Annotated in this window: 23 protein-coding genes and 2 pseudogenes; all 25 read right to left on the bottom strand. The window is 39.3% G+C overall.

All coding sequences use genetic code 11. The features are described 5' to 3' along the window. Positions 1–17: 17 nt before the first annotated feature. The 25 genes and pseudogenes from LC087_RS14530 to LC087_RS14410 all read right to left on the bottom strand — a co-directional run bounded on the left by LC087_RS14530 (position 18) and on the right by LC087_RS14410 (position 20,278). Complete coding sequence (locus LC087_RS14530) at positions 18–203, bottom strand: type Z 30S ribosomal protein S14 (RefSeq protein ID WP_226541761.1); 186 nt, start codon at positions 201–203, stop codon at positions 18–20. 20 nt (positions 204–223) lie between these two features. After that, positions 224–763: a 50S ribosomal protein L5 gene (gene rplE / locus LC087_RS14525; RefSeq protein ID WP_226541760.1), complete on the bottom strand. Its 540-nt coding sequence runs from the start codon at positions 761–763 to the stop codon at positions 224–226. A gap of 17 nt (positions 764–780) precedes the next feature. Continuing rightward, on the bottom strand, positions 781–1,092 hold the full coding sequence (gene rplX, locus LC087_RS14520; RefSeq protein ID WP_226541759.1) for a 50S ribosomal protein L24: 312 nt from the start codon (positions 1,090–1,092) through the stop codon (positions 781–783). A gap of 35 nt (positions 1,093–1,127) precedes the next feature. Next, positions 1,128–1,496: a 50S ribosomal protein L14 gene (gene rplN / locus LC087_RS14515; protein ID WP_226541758.1), complete on the bottom strand. Its 369-nt coding sequence runs from the start codon at positions 1,494–1,496 to the stop codon at positions 1,128–1,130. Positions 1,497–1,537: 41 nt separating this feature from the next. After that, positions 1,538–1,801 (bottom strand): 30S ribosomal protein S17, encoded by a 264-nt coding sequence (gene rpsQ / locus LC087_RS14510; protein ID WP_226541757.1) that lies wholly within the window; start codon positions 1,799–1,801, stop codon positions 1,538–1,540. 26 nt (positions 1,802–1,827) lie between these two features. Beyond that, on the bottom strand, positions 1,828–2,025 hold the full coding sequence (gene rpmC, locus LC087_RS14505; protein WP_226541755.1) for a 50S ribosomal protein L29: 198 nt from the start codon (positions 2,023–2,025) through the stop codon (positions 1,828–1,830). After that, the gene (gene rplP, locus LC087_RS14500; protein WP_226541753.1) at positions 2,015–2,449 is read right to left on the bottom strand and encodes a 50S ribosomal protein L16; all 435 of its coding nucleotides are present in this window, start codon (positions 2,447–2,449) and stop codon (positions 2,015–2,017) included. Before rplP ends, rpmC begins: the two co-directional genes overlap by 11 nt. Positions 2,450–2,451: 2 nt before the next feature. After that, positions 2,452–3,108, bottom strand: coding sequence for a 30S ribosomal protein S3 (gene rpsC / locus LC087_RS14495; protein WP_226541751.1), 657 nt, complete (start codon positions 3,106–3,108; stop codon positions 2,452–2,454). Positions 3,109–3,111: 3 nt separating this feature from the next. Beyond that, positions 3,112–3,453: a 50S ribosomal protein L22 gene (rplV, locus tag LC087_RS14490; protein WP_226541750.1), complete on the bottom strand. Its 342-nt coding sequence runs from the start codon at positions 3,451–3,453 to the stop codon at positions 3,112–3,114. Positions 3,454–3,470: 17 nt separating this feature from the next. After that, positions 3,471–3,749 (bottom strand): 30S ribosomal protein S19, encoded by a 279-nt coding sequence (gene rpsS, locus LC087_RS14485; RefSeq protein WP_226541748.1) that lies wholly within the window; start codon positions 3,747–3,749, stop codon positions 3,471–3,473. A 57-nt stretch (positions 3,750–3,806) separates the two neighbouring features. Beyond that, on the bottom strand, positions 3,807–4,637 hold the full coding sequence (gene rplB, locus LC087_RS14480; RefSeq protein WP_226541746.1) for a 50S ribosomal protein L2: 831 nt from the start codon (positions 4,635–4,637) through the stop codon (positions 3,807–3,809). Positions 4,638–4,661: 24 nt separating this feature from the next. Then, on the bottom strand, positions 4,662–4,949 hold the full coding sequence (gene rplW, locus LC087_RS14475; protein WP_226541744.1) for a 50S ribosomal protein L23: 288 nt from the start codon (positions 4,947–4,949) through the stop codon (positions 4,662–4,664). Then, positions 4,949–5,572, bottom strand: coding sequence for a 50S ribosomal protein L4 (gene rplD / locus LC087_RS14470; protein WP_226541742.1), 624 nt, complete (start codon positions 5,570–5,572; stop codon positions 4,949–4,951). The genes rplW and rplD overlap by 1 nt, the downstream gene beginning before the upstream one ends. Positions 5,573–5,598: 26 nt before the next feature. Further along, positions 5,599–6,225, bottom strand: coding sequence for a 50S ribosomal protein L3 (gene rplC / locus LC087_RS14465; protein ID WP_226541740.1), 627 nt, complete (start codon positions 6,223–6,225; stop codon positions 5,599–5,601). A 36-nt stretch (positions 6,226–6,261) separates the two neighbouring features. Next, positions 6,262–6,570 (bottom strand): 30S ribosomal protein S10, encoded by a 309-nt coding sequence (gene rpsJ / locus LC087_RS14460; RefSeq protein ID WP_003156464.1) that lies wholly within the window; start codon positions 6,568–6,570, stop codon positions 6,262–6,264. 654 nt (positions 6,571–7,224) lie between these two features. Next, entirely contained in the window at positions 7,225–8,415 is a 1,191-nt protein-coding gene (gene tuf / locus LC087_RS14455; RefSeq protein ID WP_226541738.1) for an elongation factor Tu, read from the bottom strand. Positions 8,416–8,528: 113 nt separating this feature from the next. Continuing rightward, positions 8,529–10,607 (bottom strand): elongation factor G, encoded by a 2,079-nt coding sequence (gene fusA, locus LC087_RS14450; RefSeq protein ID WP_226541736.1) that lies wholly within the window; start codon positions 10,605–10,607, stop codon positions 8,529–8,531. 116 nt (positions 10,608–10,723) lie between these two features. Then, positions 10,724–11,194, bottom strand: a complete 471-nt coding sequence (gene rpsG, locus LC087_RS14445; protein WP_306019672.1) for a 30S ribosomal protein S7 — start codon at positions 11,192–11,194, stop codon at positions 10,724–10,726. Positions 11,195–11,226: 32 nt separating this feature from the next. Then, entirely contained in the window at positions 11,227–11,646 is a 420-nt protein-coding gene (gene rpsL / locus LC087_RS14440) for a 30S ribosomal protein S12 (RefSeq protein ID WP_226541731.1), read from the bottom strand. 100 nt (positions 11,647–11,746) lie between these two features. Continuing rightward, on the bottom strand, positions 11,747–11,995 hold the full coding sequence (locus LC087_RS14435) for a 50S ribosomal protein L7ae-like protein (RefSeq protein WP_226541729.1): 249 nt from the start codon (positions 11,993–11,995) through the stop codon (positions 11,747–11,749). A 134-nt stretch (positions 11,996–12,129) separates the two neighbouring features. Continuing rightward, positions 12,130–13,413 carry a DNA-directed RNA polymerase subunit beta' gene (locus LC087_RS14430; protein WP_306019671.1) on the bottom strand — a complete coding sequence of 428 codons (1,284 nt, stop codon included), beginning with the start codon at positions 13,411–13,413 and terminating at the stop codon, positions 12,130–12,132. A gap of 37 nt (positions 13,414–13,450) precedes the next feature. After that, entirely contained in the window at positions 13,451–13,660 is a 210-nt protein-coding gene (locus tag LC087_RS14425) for a hypothetical protein (protein ID WP_306019670.1), read from the bottom strand. Beyond that, the gene (rpoC, locus tag LC087_RS14420; RefSeq protein ID WP_306019669.1) at positions 13,657–15,729 is read right to left on the bottom strand and encodes a DNA-directed RNA polymerase subunit beta'; all 2,073 of its coding nucleotides are present in this window, start codon (positions 15,727–15,729) and stop codon (positions 13,657–13,659) included. The genes LC087_RS14425 and rpoC overlap by 4 nt, the downstream gene beginning before the upstream one ends. A 54-nt stretch (positions 15,730–15,783) precedes the next feature. Then, positions 15,784–19,346, bottom strand: a pseudogene (gene rpoB, locus LC087_RS14415) (DNA-directed RNA polymerase subunit beta). Positions 19,347–19,674: 328 nt separating this feature from the next. Further along, positions 19,675–20,278, bottom strand: a pseudogene (locus LC087_RS14410) (class I SAM-dependent methyltransferase). Positions 20,279–20,381 lie beyond the last annotated feature (103 nt).

The following is a 20,381-nucleotide window of genomic DNA, read 5'->3' as shown; positions in this document are numbered from 1 at the left end:
TTCCTTTTTATAAGCCTTTACCAGCTAGCTTTCTTAACGCCTGGTATTTGACCTTTATATGCTAGTTCACGGAAACAAATACGGCAAAGCTTAAACTTACGAATAACTGAATGTGGACGACCACAACGCTCACAACGTGTATACTCGCGCACTTTAAACTTTTGCTCGCGCTTTTGTTTCGCTATCATTGATTTTTTAGCCACAATGTCGCCTCCCTTAGCGATTATTTTTGAAACGGCATGCCGAATTGAGTTAGCAATTCACGAGCTTCTTCGTCTGAATTTGCAGTAGTTACAATTACAATATCCATACCGCGTACTTTCGTTACTTTATCGTAATCAATTTCAGGGAAGATCAATTGTTCTTTAACACCTAATGTGTAGTTACCACGACCGTCAAAAGATTTCTTAGAAATCCCTCTAAAGTCACGTACACGAGGTAAAGCAACAGCAATTAGTTTGTCAAAGAATTCATACATACGCTCTCCACGAAGCGTTACTTTTGCACCAATTGGCATCCCTTCACGCAAGCGGAAACCTGCAATTGACTTTTTCGCTTTAGTAATCAATGGTTTTTGACCAGCTATTAGCGTTAGTTCTTCCACTGCGCTATCAAGAGCTTTTGAGTTTTGCACAGCATCACCAACACCCATATTGATTACAATCTTTTCGATTTTCGGAACTTGCATCACTGATTTATATTCAAACTTGCTCATTAGAGCAGGTGTAATGTCTTTTTGATACTTATCTTTAAGGCGGTTCAAAATGTAGACCTCCCTTCCTATTTATCTAATTTTTCACCAGATTTTTTAGCAACACGCACTTTTTTGCCACCCTCGACTTTATATCCAACGCGAGTAACCTCGCCTGATTTAGGATCTAACGGCATGACATTTGATACATGAATTGGTGATTCTTGAGTTAAAATTCCACCCTGTGGATTTGCTTGAGATGGTTTTGAATGTTTCTTGACGATATTCACACCTTCAACAAGCACGCGATCCTTTTTAGGATAAGCTTCAAGGATTCGACCTTGTTTTCCTTTATCCTTACCAGAGATCACCATTACTTTATCTCCTTTTTTCACATGCATCCTAGTTGCACCTCCTTAGTAAAGGTTTAGTTATATTAAAGTACTTCTGGAGCAAGTGATACAATCTTCATGAAGTTGTTTTCACGAAGTTCACGAGCAACTGGTCCAAAGATACGAGTACCTCGTGGACTCTTATCATCACGAATAACGACGCAAGCATTTTCGTCAAATTTAATGTAAGAACCGTCTGTACGACGCGCTCCACTCTTAGTACGTACAATAACTGCTTTTACGACGTCACCCTTTTTAACAACGCCTCCTGGTGTTGCTTGTTTCACCGTACCAACAATAACATCTCCGATGTTTGCTGTTTTACGACCAGAGCCACCAAGGACTTTAATCGTTAAAATTTCACGAGCACCAGAGTTATCCGCAACTTTCAAACGTGATTCTTGTTGAATCATGTCCCATTACCTCCTTTCGGACTTACTACCCGAACTATTTATTAGATAATAACAGCCTCTTCAATAACTTCTACTAAACGAAATCGCTTAGTGGCTGAAAGTGGACGTGTTTCCATGATGCGAACAACATCTCCAATTTTCGCTTGGTTGTTTTCATCATGAGCTTTAAATTTCTTAGAGTACTTTACGCGCTTGCCATATAATGGGTGTTTTTTATACGTTTCTACTAGTACCGTGATGGTTTTATCCATTTTGTCAGAGACAACACGTCCAGTATAAACTTTACGCTGATTGCGTTCACTCATGAGGCAAACCTCCTCTCAATATCATATTATTTTGCAGCCATTTCGCGTTGATGAATAATCGTTTTCATTCGAGCAATCGATTTACGAACTTCACGAATGCGAGCTGTATTTTCTAGCTGACCTGTAGCAAGTTGGAATCTTAGGTTAAATAATTCCTCTTTAAGAGTTTTTACATTTTGTTCAATTTCGGCAGTGGTTAGATCTCGGATCTCATTAGCCTTCATTTGATTCACCACCAATTTCTTCACGTTTTACGAACTTAGTTTTTACAGGTAATTTATGTGATGCAAGACGTAACGCTTCTCTTGCAACTTCTTCTGATACACCTGATATTTCAAAAAGAATTTTCCCAGGTTTAACGACAGCTACCCAACCTTCAGGAGCTCCTTTACCAGAACCCATTCGAACTTCTAATGGTTTCGCAGTGTAAGGTTTAGATGGGAAAATTTTAATCCATACTTTACCGCCACGTTTCATGTAACGAGTCATTGCAATACGAGCCGCTTCAATTTGACGGTTTGTAATCCATGATGCTTCAAGTGATTGAAGGCCATATTCACCGAAATGAACTTCTGTTCCACCTTTAGCACGACCACGCATTTTACCACGATGTTCACGACGGTATTTTACACGTTTAGGTAATAACATTATTATTTTCCTCCTTCCTTAGTTTCCTTCTTAGTAGGAAGAACCTCACCACGATAGATCCATACTTTGATTCCTAATTTACCGTAAGTTGTATCAGCTTCTGCTGTTCCGTAATCGATGTCAGCACGAAGAGTGTGTAATGGTACTGTTCCTTCACTATAGTACTCAGCACGAGCAATATCAGCTCCACCAAGACGACCAGATACCATCGTTTTGATTCCTTTAGCACCAGAACGCATAGCACGTTGGATTGCTTGCTTTTGTACACGACGGAAAGAAGCACGATTCTCAAGTTGACGAGCAATGTTCTCTGCTACTAGTTTAGCATCCATATCCGCTTTCTTAACTTCAAGAATGTTGATATGAACTCTTTTTCCGGTTAATTTATTTAAAGCTTTACGAAGAGCTTCAACTTCTGTACCGCCTTTACCAATAACCATTCCTGGTTTAGCAGTATGAATTGAGATGTTTACGCGGTTAGCCGCACGCTCGATCTCAACGCGAGATACTGAAGCGTCATGTAAACGTTTATTGATATATTCACGAATTTTGATGTCTTCATGGAGAAGATCTGCATAGTCTTTTCCAGCATACCATCTAGAATCCCAATCACGAATGACACCTATACGAAGACCGACTGGATTAACTTTTTGACCCACGTATTATCCCTCCTTCTTTTCAGATACCACGATTGTAATGTGGCTAGTACGTTTGTTTATTTGGCTAGCTCTACCCATTGCACGAGGACGGAAACGTTTTAGTGTTGGTCCTTCATCAACAAAAGCTTCATTAATCACTAATGTGTTTACGTCCATTTCGTAATTATGTTCAGCATTTGCAATAGCAGAATTTAAAACTTTTTCAATAATTGGAGAAGCTGCTTTTGGAGTATGACGCAAAATAGCGATAGCTTCACCTACTTGCTTACCTCGAATCAAATCAATTACAATACGAGCTTTACGAGGAGCAATTCTTACTGTTCTTGCGACAGCTTTAGCTTGCATGTATATGCCTCCTCTCATTAACGTCTAGTTTTTTTATCGTCATTTGCATGACCTTTATACGTACGGCTAGGTGCAAATTCACCTAACTTGTGTCCTACCATATCTTCTGTAATATAAACCGGTACATGTTTACGTCCATCATATACAGCAACAGTATGACCGATAAAATTTGGGAAGATTGTTGAACGACGAGACCAAGTTTTCACTACTTGTTTTTTATCTGTTTCGTTTAGTTTTTCAATCTTATTCATAAGATGATCATCTACGAATGGTCCTTTTTTTAGGCTACGACCCATGTTTGTACCTCCCTTCGTGATTGCGCTACGGCCCTTTTGAACCGTAGAACAACACGGTTATTTTTTACGACGACGTACGATGAACTTATCTGATCCTTTGCTCTTCTTACGTGTCTTATATCCAAGTGTTGGTTTACCCCATGGAGACATTGGTGATTTACGTCCGATTGGCGCACGTCCTTCACCACCACCGTGTGGGTGATCGTTAGGGTTCATAACAGAACCACGAACAGTTGGGCGCTTGCCTAACCAACGAGAACGTCCAGCTTTACCTATATTAATAAGTTCATGCTGTTCGTTACCAACTTGACCGATAGTAGCACGGCATGTTGCAAGAATCATACGAACTTCACCTGAGTTCAAACGTACAAGAACATATTTACCTTCTTTACCTAGTACTTGTGCAGATGTTCCAGCTGAACGTACAAGCTGTCCGCCTTTTCCTGGTTTTAACTCAATGTTGTGAATAACTGTTCCGACCGGGATATTCGCAAGCGGTAATGCATTACCCACTTTAATATCTGATTCAACACCAGACATAATTTCCGTTCCAACAGTTATGTTTTTTGGAGCTAAAATATAGCGTTTCTCCCCATCAGCATAATGAACTAATGCAATGTTTGCTGAGCGGTTTGGATCGTATTCGATTGTAGCAACGCGGCCTGGTATACCATCTTTATCACGCTTGAAATCGATGATACGATATTGGCGTTTATGTCCGCCACCTTGATGACGTACAGTAATTTTTCCTTGGTTGTTACGACCTGCTTTTTTATAAAGCGGTGAAAGTAACGATTTTTCTGGTTTGTCGGTAGTGATTTCAGCAAAGTCTGAAACCGTCATTCCACGACGACCATTTGAGGTTGGTTTATACTTTTTAATCGCCATCCTTTTTCCCTCCTTTTTTAATTATTAAACTTCAAATAATTCTAGTTCTTTGCTATCTTCAGTAAGCTTAACAATCGCTTTTTTACGTTTGTTAGTAAAACCTGTATAGCGTCCTACTCTTTTAGCCTTACCTTTATAGTTCATGATGTTTACTCTCTCAACTTTTACACCAAAGATGGATTCAATCGCATCTTTAACTTCAGTTTTGTTCGCTTTAACATCCACTTCAAAAGTATAAGATCTATCAGCCATTAGATCACTTGAACGTTCTGTAATAACGGGGCGCTTAATGATATCACGTAAGTCCTTCATTATGAAAGCACCTCCCCTACTTTTTCAACAGCAGCTTTAGTCATTAGTAATTTGTCATGATTAATGACATCTAAAACATTAATACCCTCTGTCGTTACAACCGTAACACCAGGAATATTACGTGCAGATAATGAAACAGCCTCATTGAAGTCTGCAGTCACAATAAGTGCTTTCTTTTCTACTGAAAGGCTGTTAAGGACTGTTTTCATTTCTTTCGTCTTAGGTGCAGCAAAAGTTAAATCTTCAAGAACTACTAGGCTATTTTCATTTACCTTTGTAGAAAGTGCAGATTTAATTGCTAGACGACGAACTTTCTTAGGAAGCTTATATGAATATGAACGAGGAGTTGGACCAAATACAGTACCACCACCACGCCATTGTGGGGATCTAATAGAACCTTGACGAGCACGTCCTGTACCCTTTTGACGCCATGGCTTACGACCTCCACCTTTCACTTCTGAACGGTTTTTAACTTTATGTGTTCCTTGTCGTAGAGAAGCTCTTTGCATAATGATCGCTTCGTACAATACCGATTCATTTGGTTCCACACCAAATACTGAATCATTTAATTCAACTTCACCGATTTCAGAACCGCTTTGGTTATATAATGCAACTTTTAGCATTATTGTTTTCCTCCTTTCCTATGAAATTAGTTAGCTTTAGTTGCAGATCTCACTTCAACTAAAGATTTTTTAGGCCCTGGAACGTTTCCTTTAATTAATAGAAGATTACGTTCTGCATCCACTTTAACGATCTCAAGGTTTTGAATAGAGACTCTTTCTCCACCCATACGTCCTGGGAGTGCTTTAGATTTAAATACACGGTTTGGTGCAGTCGGACCCATTGATCCTGGGCGACGGTGATAACGGGAACCGTGTGACATAGGTCCTCTAGATTGATTATGACGCTTGATCGCACCTTGGAACCCTTTACCTTTAGAAACACCTGTTACATCTACAATTTCTCCATCTGAGAAAATATCAACTTTGACTTCTTGACCAAGTTCAAACTCACCAGTAGCTTCACGGATCTCACGAATGAAGCGCTTAGGTGCAGTATTTGCTTTTGCAACGTGGCCTTGTTCAGGTTTGTTTGATAGCTTTTCACGTTTATCTTCAAAACCTAATTGAACAGCATCGTAGCCATCTGTATCAGTATTCTTCTTTTGAAGAACGACGTTTGGAGTAGCTTCAATTACCGTCACAGGGATTAAGTCGCCGTTTTCAGCAAATACTTGAGTCATTCCTATTTTTCTACCTAAGATTCCTTTGGTCATGAGTCACACCTCCTAAATATTCTTTCATATTAATAATTATAATTTGATTTCAATGTCCACACCTGATGGTAAGTCAAGACGCATTAATGCATCAACCGTCTGTGGTGTTGGATTAACAATATCTATTAGACGTTTATGTGTACGCATTTCAAACTGTTCGCGAGAATCTTTATATTTGTGCACCGCACGTAGGATTGTGTAAACAGATTTTTCAGTTGGTAACGGGATTGGCCCTGATACGCTTGCACCTGAACGTTTTGCTGTTTCAACAATCTTTTCTGCAGATTGATCAAGGATTCTGTGATCATATGCTTTTAAACGAATACGAATCTTTTGTTTTGCCATTATTTTCCCTCCTTTACGCCTATTTATGATAGACAATTCTCAGTGAGAATTTCCTGAACCTCCGCCATGGCAAAGCGGCCGGGTGTATCAGCAACCTCTCACGTCATCGCAGTCTAAGACCAACATTAAATATTATACATAAATTTATTCGTTGGTGCAAGAAAATCTTAAATCTTTTCATAATGATGACGGAACCTAGTATATTATGACTTCGTGATAATTTCAACCACTATACAAGAATCTTATTTTTCCAATTTATAATGAGGCAACATTTCTTCACTTGTGTAAATATTAATGATAAGAAAAACGCAAGCGTCCGTTTAGCAACGAAGGGGGAAAGGAACGTCAACTAAGTACAGTCACGACGCGCGAACTAACGTTGACGCTAGCCCGTCCTGGGCATCGCCGTATCAGATAAAGGAAACACGAAAAGCCCGAAAGCGGAGGATCTACTAAGTTCAGCCACGTCGTGTAGGCAACGATGATGCTTGCACATCGTGTGCTTCGAAAGCGCTACCCTTCGCTGGCGCTGGAGCTAGACAAAAATAATAGCACCCTCCGAATAAGGACAGATTTTTTATACTTTCTTACTCTGTAAAAAAGCCATAAAAAAACGTACCCTTTTCAAAGAGTACGTTTTTTTTAATGCATATATTATTCAGTAATAGTTGCTACTACTCCAGCACCTACTGTACGTCCACCTTCACGAATAGAGAACTTAGTTCCTTCTTCGATCGCGATTGGAGAGATAAGGTCGATTGACATTTCAACGTTATCTCCAGGCATAACCATTTCTACACCTTCAGGAAGGTTTACGATTCCAGTTACGTCAGTTGTACGGAAGTAGAACTGTGGGCGGTAGTTTGTGAAGAATGGAGTATGACGGCCACCTTCTTCTTTAGAAAGAACATAAACTTCCGCTTTGAACTTCGTGTGTGGAGTGATTGTACCTGGTTTAGCAAGTACTTGTCCACGGTTGATATCTTCACGAGAAACACCACGTAATAAAGCACCGATGTTGTCTCCAGCTTCAGCATAATCAAGAAGCTTACGGAACATTTCTACACCTGTTACAGTTGTTTTTGAAGGCTCTTCTGCAAGTCCGATGATTTCAATTTCATCTCCAACTTTTACTTGACCGCGTTCAACACGACCAGTCGCAACTGTACCACGACCTGTAATAGAGAATACGTCCTCAACAGGCATCATGAATGGTTTTTCAGTATCACGTTCTGGAGTTGGGATGTAGTCATCTACAGCATCCATAAGTTCAAAGATTTTCGCTTCCCAATCAGCATCTCCTTCAAGAGCTTTAAGAGCTGAACCTTTGATTACTGGTACATCGTCACCAGGGAAATCATACTCAGAAAGTAGATCACGAACTTCCATTTCTACTAATTCAAGAAGCTCTTCGTCATCAACCATATCACATTTGTTTAAGAATACAACGATGTATGGTACACCTACTTGACGAGATAAAAGAATGTGTTCACGAGTTTGTGGCATTGGGCCATCAGCTGCAGATACAACTAGGATAGCTCCGTCCATTTGAGCAGCACCAGTGATCATGTTTTTAACGTAGTCAGCATGTCCTGGGCAGTCAACGTGTGCATAGTGACGAGAGTCAGTTTCATACTCAACGTGAGCTGTAGAAATTGTAATTCCACGCTCGCGCTCTTCTGGAGCACCATCAATTTGGTCATAAGCCATTGCTGTACCTGAACCTGATTTCTTATGAAGTACTGTAGTGATTGCTGCAGTTAATGTAGTTTTACCATGGTCAACGTGTCCAATTGTACCGATATTGGCATGTGTTTTGGAACGATCGAATTTTTCTTTAGCCATTCTAAAAATCCTCCTTAAATGATCATAATTTATAGGGTAATAGAAAGGAAAAGCAAGCTCTTTCTTTCTATTTACTCAATAGTAGTTATACTTGAATAAAAGGATGAAATCAATTATTCACCTTTATTTTTTTTAATAATTTCTTCAGAAACACTCTTTGGCACTTCTTCATAGTGGTCAAAGAACATTGTGAATACACCACGACCTTGAGTGTTAGAACGTAATGCAGTTGCGTATCCAAACATTTCAGCAAGAGGTACCATTGCACGAACTACCTGCGCATTTCCTCTAGCTTCCATACCTTCTACACGACCACGTCTTGATGTCACATCACCCATAATGTCACCCATATATTCCTCTGGAATAACAACTTCAACCTTCATGATAGGCTCAAGTAATACAGGTTTACACTTAGATACAGCATTTTTCAACGCCATGGATGCCGCAATCTTAAACGCCATTTCGTTAGAGTCTACATCATGGTAAGACCCATCATATAGTTTAGCTTTAATATCAATTAAAGGATATCCAGCAAGAACTCCATTATCTAATGCATCTTCAAGACCCGCTTGAACTGCTGGGATGTATTCTCGAGGTACAACCCCTCCAACAATTGCATTTTCAAATTCGAAGCCTTCACCTTCATCGTTTGGAGAGAACTCAATCCAAACGTGACCAAACTGTCCACGTCCACCAGATTGACGAACAAACTTTCCTTCAACTTGTGCTGACTGGCGGAAAGTCTCACGGTAAGCAACTTGAGGAGCGCCTACATTAGCCTCAACTTTAAATTCACGTTTCATACGGTCAACGATGATATCTAAATGAAGCTCACCCATACCAGCAATAATGGTTTGACCTGTTTCATGGTCAGTGTGCGTACGGAATGTTGGATCTTCCTCAGCTAACTTTCCTAAGGCGATACCCATTTTGTCTTGGTCTGCTTTTGATTTTGGTTCAATCGCAACGTGAATAACAGGTTCTGGGAATTCCATTGATTCAAGGATAACTAGGTTTTTCTCATCACATAAAGTGTCACCTGTCGTTGTCTCTTTCAAACCAACTGCTGCAGCTATATCACCAGAGTAAACAACTGGAATCTCTTCTCTTGAATTCGCATGCATTTGAAGAATACGTCCAACGCGTTCACGCTTTCCTTTAGTTGAGTTGACTACATAGGATCCAGAACTTAATGTACCAGAGTATACTCTGAAGAAAGTAAGTTTTCCTACATACGGATCTGTCATTACTTTAAAAGCTAATGCAGAAAACGGTGCATCATCCGATGAAGGACGAGTCACTTCTTCGTCTGTATCAGGAATTGTTCCTTTAATATCTTTTACATCAATTGGAGAAGGAAGGTAGTCAATAACTGTATCGATCATCAATTGTACACCTTTGTTTTTGAAAGCAGAACCACAAATTACTGGATAGAATTCCACATCACAAGTACCTTTACGGATACCAGCTTTCAATTCATCAACTGTGATTTCTTCTCCTTCAAGATATTTCATCATTAACTCTTCATCAAGTTCAGCAACTGCTTCAATAAGCTTGCCGTGATACTCTTCAGCTAACTCTTTGTAATCTTCAGGAATGTCACGAGCATCAGCACGTGTTCCTAGGTCATCCTCATAGAAATAAGCTTTCATTTCTACTAGGTCGATAATACCTTCAAATTGGTCCTCAGCGCCGATTGGTAATTGAATAGGGTGTGCATTAGCTTGTAAGCGGTCTTTCAATGTACCTGTTGAATAAAGGAAGTCAGCACCGATTTTATCCATTTTATTAATAAAAACTACACGTGGAACGCCATATGTAGTAGCCTGACGCCAAACGGTTTCAGTTTGAGGTTCAACTCCGGATTGTGCATCTAAAACAGCAACTGCGCCATCTAATACACGAAGGGAACGTTCTACCTCCACTGTAAAGTCTACGTGTCCAGGCGTATCAATGATATTAATACGGTGGCCCTTCCATTGAGCAGTTGTTGCAGCTGATGTGATTGTAATCCCACGCTCCTGCTCTTGTGCCATCCAGTCCATTTGTGAAGCCCCTTCATGAGTTTCACCAATTTTATGGATACGACCAGTGTAAAATAATACTCGTTCTGTTGTTGTTGTTTTACCAGCATCAATATGAGCCATGATACCGATATTTCGAGTCTTTTCTAAGGAGAACTCTCTTGCCATAGGATGTATTTCTCCTTTCTATAAGGTTTTTTTAATAAAGTGTTCAAAAAGATCAATTCTAAACATGACCAATAATCATGTAACGGTGATTGAGCTTTTTGAACACGAAGTTGTTATTACCAGCGATAGTGAGCAAATGCTTTGTTTGCTTCAGCCATCTTATGCGTATCTTCACGTTTCTTAACAGATGCACCAGTGTTGTTAGCAACATCCATAATTTCATTTGCTAGTCTTTCTTCCATCGTTTTTTCACCACGAAGGCGAGAGTAGTTTACTAACCAACGAAGACCTAAAGTTGTACGACGCTCCGGACGGACTTCTACAGGTACTTGATAGTTAGATCCACCTACACGACGAGCTTTAACTTCAAGAACAGGCATGATGTTTTTAAGTGCTTGTTCAAACACTTCCATCGGATCATTTCCTGTACGTTCTTTAACAAGCTCTAGTGCATTATAAAGGATGGTCTGTGCTTTACCGCGCTTTCCATCGATCATAATTTTGTTAATTAAACGAGTTACTAATTTTGAGTTGTAAATCGGATCTGGTAATACATCTCTTTTTGCAACTGGACCTTTACGAGGCATAATAGTTTCCTCCTTTCTTTTAATCTAATCTATTACTTGCTTTTTTTCGGTCTCTTCGTACCATATTTTGAACGACCTTGCATACGTCCATCAACGCCCGCAGTATCTAACGCACCACGAACAATATGATAACGTACCCCTGGTAAGTCTTTTACTCGTCCTCCACGAATAAGAACAACACTATGCTCTTGTAGGTTATGGCCGATTCCAGGAATATATGCAGTCACTTCAATTCCGTTTGTTAAACGAACACGAGCATATTTACGTAACGCTGAGTTTGGCTTTTTCGGAGTCATTGTTCCTACACGAGTACAAACGCCACGTTTTTGCGGTGATGAAAGATTCGTTTGAGCTTTTTTGAAGCTGTTATAACCTTTGTTTAACGCAGGAGAGTCAGATTTTTTAAGTTTAGTTACACGACCCTTACGTACTAATTGATTAATAGTAGGCATTAAAAAGATCCTCCCTTCTTGTTGTTTAGTCCCACACATCCAGGTGGTTCATAATTAAGCAAAAACAAAGTTTTTGTAGTTTAATCTACAAAAACAGATTTTACTTTAATATTGCCACAGTAGAAGCACCCACTTCAATTCCACAAGCTTTACCAAGCTTTTTCATTGAAGAAACCTTTGATATAGGGATGTTATGCTGCTTCGCTAGTTCGACTACTTTCACAGTAATCCTTGGATCTGCATCGCTTGCAATAACTAACTCTATTACATGGTTATTTTTTAAGGCTTTTACTGTTTGCTTTGTACCAATAATTATTCTTTTTGCCTGTGATACTTTTTCATAAGACACAGCATATCCTCCAAAGTAACAGGTGTTACATTGAGCACCTTGAATATAATATCACCCATAGAGATGGATGTCAACAAGTTATGGTACTTTCTATTGATAACATGTAAACAATCCATCTCTTTTTAGGGCCACTGTTAGTCGACGGTAACAGTATCTTCAGTTTCAATATCCGTTTTTACTGGCATTGCTTTACGATAGCGTTGCATCCCTGTACCAGCGGGTACAAGTTTACCAATAATTACATTTTCTTTTAATCCTAATAATTCATCACGTTTACCCTTAATCGCAGCGTCTGTTAGTACACGTGTTGTTTCTTGGAATGAAGCAGCTGATAAGAATGATTCTGTTTCAAGCGATGCTTTTGTGATTCCTAACAATACAGGTTTTCCTGTCGCAGGCTGTTCGCCTTTTAGAAGGACTTTTCTATTCGCATCGGTAAATTGATGGATATCTAAAAGAGTACCTGGAAGTACATCTGTATCACCCGGATCAATTACTCTCACTTTTTTCAGCATTTGTCTGACCATTACCTCTACGTGTTTATCACCAATTTCAACACCTTGCATACGGTAAACCTTTTGAACTTCTCTCAAGAGGTATTCCTGAACAGCGGTAATATCTGTTACCTTTAATAGTTCTTTAGGATCAACAGAACCTTCTGTAATCTCTTGCCCACGCTTTACTTCATCACCTTTAGTTAGCTTTAAACGAGCATTAAAAGGAGCGGTGTACGATCTAGTTTCTACTGCATTTTGAATAACAATTTCTTGTTGCTTATCTCGAACTTCATTGATATCAGCTATAACACCATCAATTTCAGAGATAACCGCTTGCCCTTTCGGATTACGGGCTTCAAACAATTCTTGAATACGAGGTAAACCTTGGGTGATATCATCCCCAGCAACTCCACCTGTATGGAACGTACGCATCGTCAACTGTGTACCTGGTTCACCAATTGATTGAGCAGCTATAATTCCTACAGCTTCTCCTACTTCAACTTCCGTTCCAGTTGCTAAGTTACGCCCGTAGCATTTTTTACATACTCCATGACGCGTATTACAAGTAAACGCAGAACGAATCCAGACTTCTTCAATACCTAAGTCAATGATTTGTGTAGTTAGATCTTCAGTAATAAGATCGTTTTCCTCTGCAACGACTTCTCCCGTTTCTGGATGATAGATTGTTCTTCTAGCATGTCTACCAACAATTCTTTCTTCAAGCTTTTCAATGATTTCATTGCCTTCTTTTATTGATTTAGCTAGAAGACCTCGATCTGTTCCACAGTCTTCTTCGCGGATAATTACATCTTGAGCAACATCAACAAGACGTCTTGTTAAATAACCCGAATCCGCTGTTTTTAAAGCTGTATCTGCAAGACCTTTACGAGCACCATGAGTTGAGATAAAGTACTCCAACACTGTTAAGCCTTCTCGGAAGCTTGATTTAATTGGTAACTCAATGATTCGTCCAGCCCGGGTTGGCCATCAATCCGCGCATACCCGCGAGCTGTGTGAAGTTAGATGCGTTACCACGAGCACCTGAATCACTCATCATAAAGATTGGATTTGTACGATCTAACGATTTCATCAGCTTGCTTTGGATTCTATCTTTAGCAGAACTCCAAATCGAGATGACTCGGTCATATCTTTCATCTTCCGTGATCAAACCTCTTTTAAACTGTTTATGGATATTATCAACTTTTTTCTGAGTTCATCAATAATTTCTTGTTTTTCTGCAAGAACAATAATATCTGAAACCCCTACTGTAATACCTGCTTTTGTTGAATATTTAAATCCTAAGTCTTTTAAGCGATCTAACATTTTAGATGTTTCGGTAATATGGAACTGCTTAAATACTTGAGCAATAATCTTACCTAAAATACCTTTTTTAAATGGTAAAACCGTCTCTTGTTCAGCAATAAATTCCTTCACATTTGTTGTCGGATCAACAAAATATTTCTCTGGCGTCTTTTCAGCAATATTCCCCGTCGTCGGTTCATTCATGTAAGGGAACGATTCAGGAAGAATTTCATTGAAAATAAGCTTTCCGACAGTTGTTACAAGCAACTGTTTGTTTTGCTCTTCTGTAAATGTTTGATTTTGTAAAGATGAAGCAGCAATTGCAATTCGAGAATGTAAGTGAACATACCCATTTTGGTATGCAATAAGGGCTTCATCACTGTTTTTAAAAACCATTCCTTCACCAATCGCTCCAGCACGTTCAAGTGTTAAGTAGTAGTTACCTAATACCATATCTTGAGACGGTGTAACAACAGGTTTTCCATCTTTTGGGTTCAAGATGTTTTGAGCTGCAAGCATCAAAATTCGAGCCTCTGCTTGTGCTTCTGCAGCTAATGGTACGTGAACCGCCATTTGGTCACCATCAAAGTCAGCATTATAAGCGGTACATACAAGTGGGTGTAGGCGAATCGCTCTTCCTTCTACTAATGTAGGTTCAAACGCCTGTATCCCTAATCTATGAAGCGTAGGTGCACGGTTTAGCAACACAGGATGTTCTTTAATGACTTCTTCTAAGACATCCCATACTTCTGAATGTAATCGTTCTATTTTACGCTTTGCACTTTTAATGTTATGAGCTAGCTGTTTTGATACTAGTTCTCTCATTACAAATGGTTTAAACAATTCTAACGCCATTTCTTTCGGTAAACCACATTGATACATCTTAAGGTTAGGACCTACAACAATAACTGAACGCCCTGAATAATCAACACGTTTCCCTAAAAGATTTTGACGGAAACGACCTTGTTTACCCTTTAACATATGTGAAAGAGATTTTAATGGTCGGTTACCCGGTCCTGTCACAGGTCTTCCACGACGACCGTTATCTATTAAGGCATCTACAGCTTCTTGAAGCATCCTCTTCTCATTTTGAACAATGATGCTTGGAGCACCCAAATCTAACAATCGTTTTAGACGATTATTTCGGTTAATTACCCTTCGATATAGATCATTTAAGTCAGAAGTCGCAAATCTACCTCCATCTAATTGCACCATAGGACGGAGCTCTGGTGGTATAACTGGCAATACATCCAATATCATCCAGTCAGGGTCATTGCTCGAGCCACGAAACGACTCAATAACTTCTAATCTTTTAATTGCTCTAGTTCTTCTTTGTCCTTGTGAGGTCTTTAAATCTTCTTTTAAAACATCAACCTCTTTTTCAAGGTCAATGTCTTGCAATAATTTTTTTATAGCCTCTGCACCCATAGATGCTTGGAATGTCGTTCCATACTTTTCACGGTATGTTCGATATTCTTTTTCAGACAATAGCTGTTTTTTCTCAAGAGGTGTATCACCAATGTCTGTAACGACATATGACGCAAAGTAAATGACTTCTTCTAACGCTCGAGGAGACATATCTAAAACAAGTCCCATTCGACTAGGTATTCCTTTGAAATACCATATGTGAGAGACAGGAGCAGCTAACTCAATGTGCCCCATTCTTTCCCTGCGAACCTTTGCTCTTGTCACTTCTACACCACATCTATCACAAACGACACCCTTATACCGAACCCGTTTATATTTCCCGCAATGACATTCCCAATCCTTTGTTGGACCAAAGATACGCTCACAAAACAGACCGTCTTTTTCAGGTTTTAATGTACGATAGTTAATTGTTTCTGGTTTTTTTACTTCACCATGGGACCATGAACGAATTTTATCAGGTGATGCGAGACCGATGTTCATATACTCAAAGTTATTTACATCTAGCAAGGGGCCTACCTCCCTTTTAATCTTCCGGTTTTAACTTGCCTTAGAAACTTAAACCTATTCCTTTGTTACAACATCCTTTTCCAATTCCTCAGGTTCCTCATTTTCTAAAGAGAGACCATCGTCATGGTTTGAATCATCTTCCTCTAAATCTCTCATCTCTATTTCTTTTTCGTCTCCAGAGAGAATCTTAACGTCCATTCCTAAACTTTGTAATTCTTTAATAAGAACCTTAAAGGACTCAGGTACTCCTGGTTCTGGAACGTTGTCTCCTTTGACAATAGCTTCGTACGTTTTTACGCGCCCGACAACATCATCGGATTTTACAGTCAATATTTCTTGCAAAGTATAAGCTGCACCGTATGCTTCAAGAGCCCAAACTTCCATCTCACCAAAACGTTGTCCACCGAACTGAGCTTTACCTCCCAGTGGCTGTTGTGTAACAAGTGAATATGGTCCTGTTGAACGTGCATGCAACTTATCATCTACCATGTGTGCAAGTTTGATCATGTACATAATTCCAACCGATACACGATTATCGAATGGTTCTCCAGTACGACCATCATATAAGACGGTCTTCCCGTCTCTAGCCATACCTGCCTCTTCCAATGTCGCCCATACGTCTTCTTCACGAGCACCATCAAAAACAGGAGTAGCTACATGGATCCCTAATTGTCTTGCGGCCATACCTAAATGAAGCTCTAAAACCTGACCAATATTCATACGTGATGGAACGCCCAGAGGATTTAACATGATATCGATCGGTGTTCCGTCTGGTAAAAACGGCATGTCTTCCTCAGGTAATATACGAGAAATAACACCTTTATTACCGTGACGTCCAGCCATTTTATCCCCTTCAGAAATCTTTCTCTTCTGAACGATATAAACTCTAACTAATTGGTTAACCCCTGGTGGTAATTCATCCCCATCTTCGCGATTGAAAACTTTCACATCAAGGATAATCCCTTCTCCACCATGAGGGACACGTAATGAAGTGTCTCTTACTTCTCTTGCCTTTTCCCCAAAGATAGCATGTAATAAACGTTCTTCAGCTGTTAATTCTGTAACACCCTTTGGCGTAACCTTACCAACTAATAGGTCACCGTCTTTTACCTCAGCACCAACTCGGATAATCCCACGGTCATCTAAATTGCGAAGCGCATCTTCACCTACGTTTGGAATGTCTCTTGTAATCTCTTCTGGACCTAACTTTGTATCACGGGATTCTGATTCATACTCTTCAATATGGATCGATGTGTAAACGTCATCTTTAACTAAACGTTGACTCATAATGATCGCATCTTCATAGTTATATCCATCCCACGTCATAAATCCAACCATGACATTTCTACCTAAGCCAAGTTCTCCCAATTCCATAGATGGACCATCTGCTAGGATTTCACCTTTTACGACCTCATCGTTCACAGATACAATTGGTCTTTGGTTATAACAAGTCCCCTGGTTAGAGCGGATAAATTTTTGCATATTATAACGATCAAGGTCCCCCTTAACCTTTTGTCCATCTACTTCTTTATAACGACGCACTAAAACTTGGTGAGCTTCTACTCTCTCAACCACACCGTCATGGCGGCAAATAACAGCAGCTTCCCGAGTCTTTAGCAGACATATGTTCCATTCCTGTCCCTACAATAGGTGACTCAGGGTTTAAAAGAGGAACAGCTTGACGTTGCATGTTTGCTCCCATTAACGCACGGTTCGAGTCATCATTTTCCAAGAAAGGAATGCACGCTGTTGCAGCAGAAACAACTTGCATTGGAGAGACATCCATGTAATCAATTCGATCTGCATTTGCTACGATGTTTTCCTCTCTAAATCTTGAAACGACCTTGTCATCAATAAATTCTCCATCTTCACCTAGTCTCGCATTTGCTTGGGCCACAACATAGTTATCTTGTTCATCAGCTGTTAAATAATCAATTCGATCTGTAACGCGTCCAGTTTCAGGGTCAACGCGACGGTATGGTGTTTCGATAAAACCGAATTTATTCACTTTTGCATAGGATGATAGTGAGTTAATCAAGCCGATATTTGGTCCCTCAGGTGTTTCAATTGGACACATACGTCCATAGTGAGAATAGTGAACATCACGAACTTCAAAGCCAGCACGTTCACGAGTTAACCCACCAGGTCCAAGTGCAGACAATCTTCTTTTATGGGTCAATTCCGCAAGAGGGTTTGTTTGATCCATAAATTGCGAAAGCTGCGAACTTCCAAAAAATTCTTTAATGGACGCAATGACTGGGCGAATGTTAATTAACTGCTGCGGAGTAATTGTGTTCGTGTCCTGAATGGACATACGTTCTCGAACAACTCTCTCCATTCTTGATAATCCGATTCTAAACTGGTTCTGCAAGAGTTCTCCAACTGAACGAAGTCGTCTATTTCCCAAGATGATCAATGTCATCGACATCGCCTACCCCATGCAATAAGTTAAAGAAATAACTAATAGACGATAGAATATCAGCGGGATCAATGTTTTTAACCCCTTCTTCAACATTAGCATTTCCTAGTAGAGTAATGGTTTGCTCACCATCCGGATCATTCGGTGCGTAAATATTAATAGATTGAAGCGTGACTTCTTCTTCAATCACTCCACCATTAGGTTGGAAAGATTTAAAGCCCACTCCATTTTCTATACGGTCTAAGATCTTGTCTAATATTCGTCGATCAATAACCGTATCTTTTTCTACAATTATTTCTCCCGTTTCAGGATCAACTAACGATTGAGCAATACGTTGATTAAAAAGTCTATTTTTTATATGAAGCTTCTTGTTAATCTTATAACGACCAACATTAGCTAAATCATATCTTTTTGGATCAAAAAAACGAGATTCAAGTAGACTCTTAGCGTTGTCAACTGTCGGTGGTTCTCCTGGGCGGAGGCGTTCATATATTTCTAATAAAGCCTTTTCTGTTGTTTCCGTGTTATCTTTATCCAATGTGTTTCTTAAGTATTCATTCTCACCTAGTAAATCAATTATTTCTTGGTCCGTATTGAACCCTAACGCTCTCAATAAAACCGTCACTGGTAGTTTGCGCGTTCGATCTATACGTACATGAACGACATCTTTTGCATCCGTTTCATATTCTAACCAAGCACCACGATTAGGGATAACGGTAGCTGTGAAGCCCCTCTTACCATTTTTATCAATTTTTTTACTATAGTAAACACTTGGTGAACGAACTAATTGAGAGACAATTACACGTTCAGCACCGTTAATGACAAATGTCCCTGTATCTGTCATTAATGGGAAGTCTCCCATGAAAACATCCTGGTCCTTTACTTCTCCAGTTTCCTTATTGATAAGTCGAACCTTAACTCGTAGTGGAGCCGCATAGGTGACATCTCTTTCTTTTGATTCCTCGACGGAGTATTTAGGTTCACCTAAGCTATAATCAATGAATTCTAGCGAGAGGTTACCAGTGAAATCCTCAATAGGTGAAATATCTTGGAACATTTCTCTAAGACCCTCATCAAGAAACCACTGATAAGAAGAGGTTTGAATTTCGATAAGATTTGGTAATTCTAAAACTTCGCTAATACGCGCATAGCTTCTGCGATGGCGGTGTCGTCCATATTGAACAAGTTGACCTGTCAACTGATTCACCCCTCAAATCCTACGTAATATTTTCTTGTAAATAATAATTAATCGTTATATAGTAACATTAAATACTATTTACATTTTATTAAACTGCGCTAAAAATACAGCACAGATCTATCATAAACTAGGATTATTTCTTACCTAAATAAGAAATAATTAAGAACATAGAAAAAATGGTTTTTCCTTTGCAAAACCAAGTAAACACTACATATTTCACTAGTTTATCCTAATGCATATCTTTTATACATTGTCAAGATAAACAAACACACTTTCCGACTTTAATATATTGGCATTTTTTAATGCTATCATAGCTTCACCATCTACGTCAATCCTTTTTTGCACAGATGATAAAATAGCCTTTTTTTTCTCGCCACTACCGACACATCACAGAAGAGTTGTTCTAATTTTTTCATAACAGATGGCGCTCCTTGTTTCTTCTGAATAACAATCCAAAGTTCTCCTCCTGGAAGAAGATGATCAACACTTTCTTCATAGATCGTATAAGTAACCTTTTTACCAGCTCTTATTGGAGGGTTGGATAATATAGCTGCAAATTGTTGACTTTCAACCAATTCATATAAATCACTTTGAATAATCTCAACATTATCAACCTTGTTTTTCAATGCATTCTCTTTCGCAAGACTTACAGCTCTTTCGTTAACATCAACCATATACAGTTTCCTTTTAGGGCACAGCTTGGCAATAGATAGACCGATAGGACCATAGCCACAGCCAACATCTAAAATATCCCCCTCAACTTGCGGTACGGAAAATGTTTCAATCAAAAGTTTTGATCCAAAATCAACCTCTTTTTTTGAGAAAACTCCTGCATCAGAATGAAATTCAAAAGAATGACCCAACAAGGTGTAATTCCAAATACTTTTATCACTTTTAGCGTTTGGATTACTGGAATAATAGTGATCCGTCAAAGAAACGTCTCCCTTCACTAAATAGCAAGCGATATGTAACCCCTATAATGTCATAATGTAGAAAAGCTCGCCATATGAAATACAGCGAGCTTTTATTTATTAA

This window comes from Bacillus carboniphilus (assembly GCF_020524035.2).
Taxonomy (GTDB): Bacteria; Bacillota; Bacilli; order Bacillales; family JAIVKR01; genus Bacillus_CC.
This window is presented reverse-complemented; position numbering and strand designations above follow the sequence as displayed.

Bases quoted from the DNA above. Each gene is read 5' to 3' on its own strand.
- rplX (WP_226541759.1), bottom strand. From the start codon at position 1,092: ATGCATGTGAAAAAAGGAGATAAAGTAATGGTGATCTCTGGTAAGGAT.
- rplN (WP_226541758.1), bottom strand. From the start codon at position 1,496: ATGATTCAACAAGAATCACGTTTGAAAGTTGCGGATAACTCTGGTGCT.
- rpsQ (WP_226541757.1), bottom strand. From the start codon at position 1,801: ATGAGTGAACGCAATCAGCGTAAAGTTTATACTGGACGTGTTGTCTCT.
- rpmC (WP_226541755.1), bottom strand. From the start codon at position 2,025: ATGAAGGCTAATGAGATCCGAGATCTAACCACTGCCGAAATTGAACAA.
- rplP (WP_226541753.1), bottom strand. From the start codon at position 2,449: ATGTTATTACCTAAACGTGTAAAATACCGTCGTGAACATCGTGGTAAA.
- rplV (WP_226541750.1), bottom strand. From the start codon at position 3,453: ATGCAAGCTAAAGCTGTCGCAAGAACAGTAAGAATTGCTCCTCGTAAA.
- rpsS (WP_226541748.1), bottom strand. From the start codon at position 3,749: ATGGGTCGTAGCCTAAAAAAAGGACCATTCGTAGATGATCATCTTATG.
- rplB (WP_226541746.1), bottom strand. From the start codon at position 4,637: ATGGCGATTAAAAAGTATAAACCAACCTCAAATGGTCGTCGTGGAATG.
- rplW (WP_226541744.1), bottom strand. From the start codon at position 4,949: ATGAAGGACTTACGTGATATCATTAAGCGCCCCGTTATTACAGAACGT.
- rplD (WP_226541742.1), bottom strand. From the start codon at position 5,572: ATGCTAAAAGTTGCATTATATAACCAAAGCGGTTCTGAAATCGGTGAA.
- rplC (WP_226541740.1), bottom strand. From the start codon at position 6,225: ATGACCAAAGGAATCTTAGGTAGAAAAATAGGAATGACTCAAGTATTT.
- rpsJ (WP_003156464.1), bottom strand. From the start codon at position 6,570: ATGGCAAAACAAAAGATTCGTATTCGTTTAAAAGCATATGATCACAGA.
- tuf (WP_226541738.1), bottom strand. From the start codon at position 8,415: ATGGCTAAAGAAAAATTCGATCGTTCCAAAACACATGCCAATATCGGT.
- fusA (WP_226541736.1), bottom strand. From the start codon at position 10,607: ATGGCAAGAGAGTTCTCCTTAGAAAAGACTCGAAATATCGGTATCATG.
- rpsG (WP_306019672.1), bottom strand. From the start codon at position 11,194: ATGCCTCGTAAAGGTCCAGTTGCAAAAAGAGATGTATTACCAGATCCG.
- rpsL (WP_226541731.1), bottom strand. From the start codon at position 11,646: ATGCCTACTATTAATCAATTAGTACGTAAGGGTCGTGTAACTAAACTT.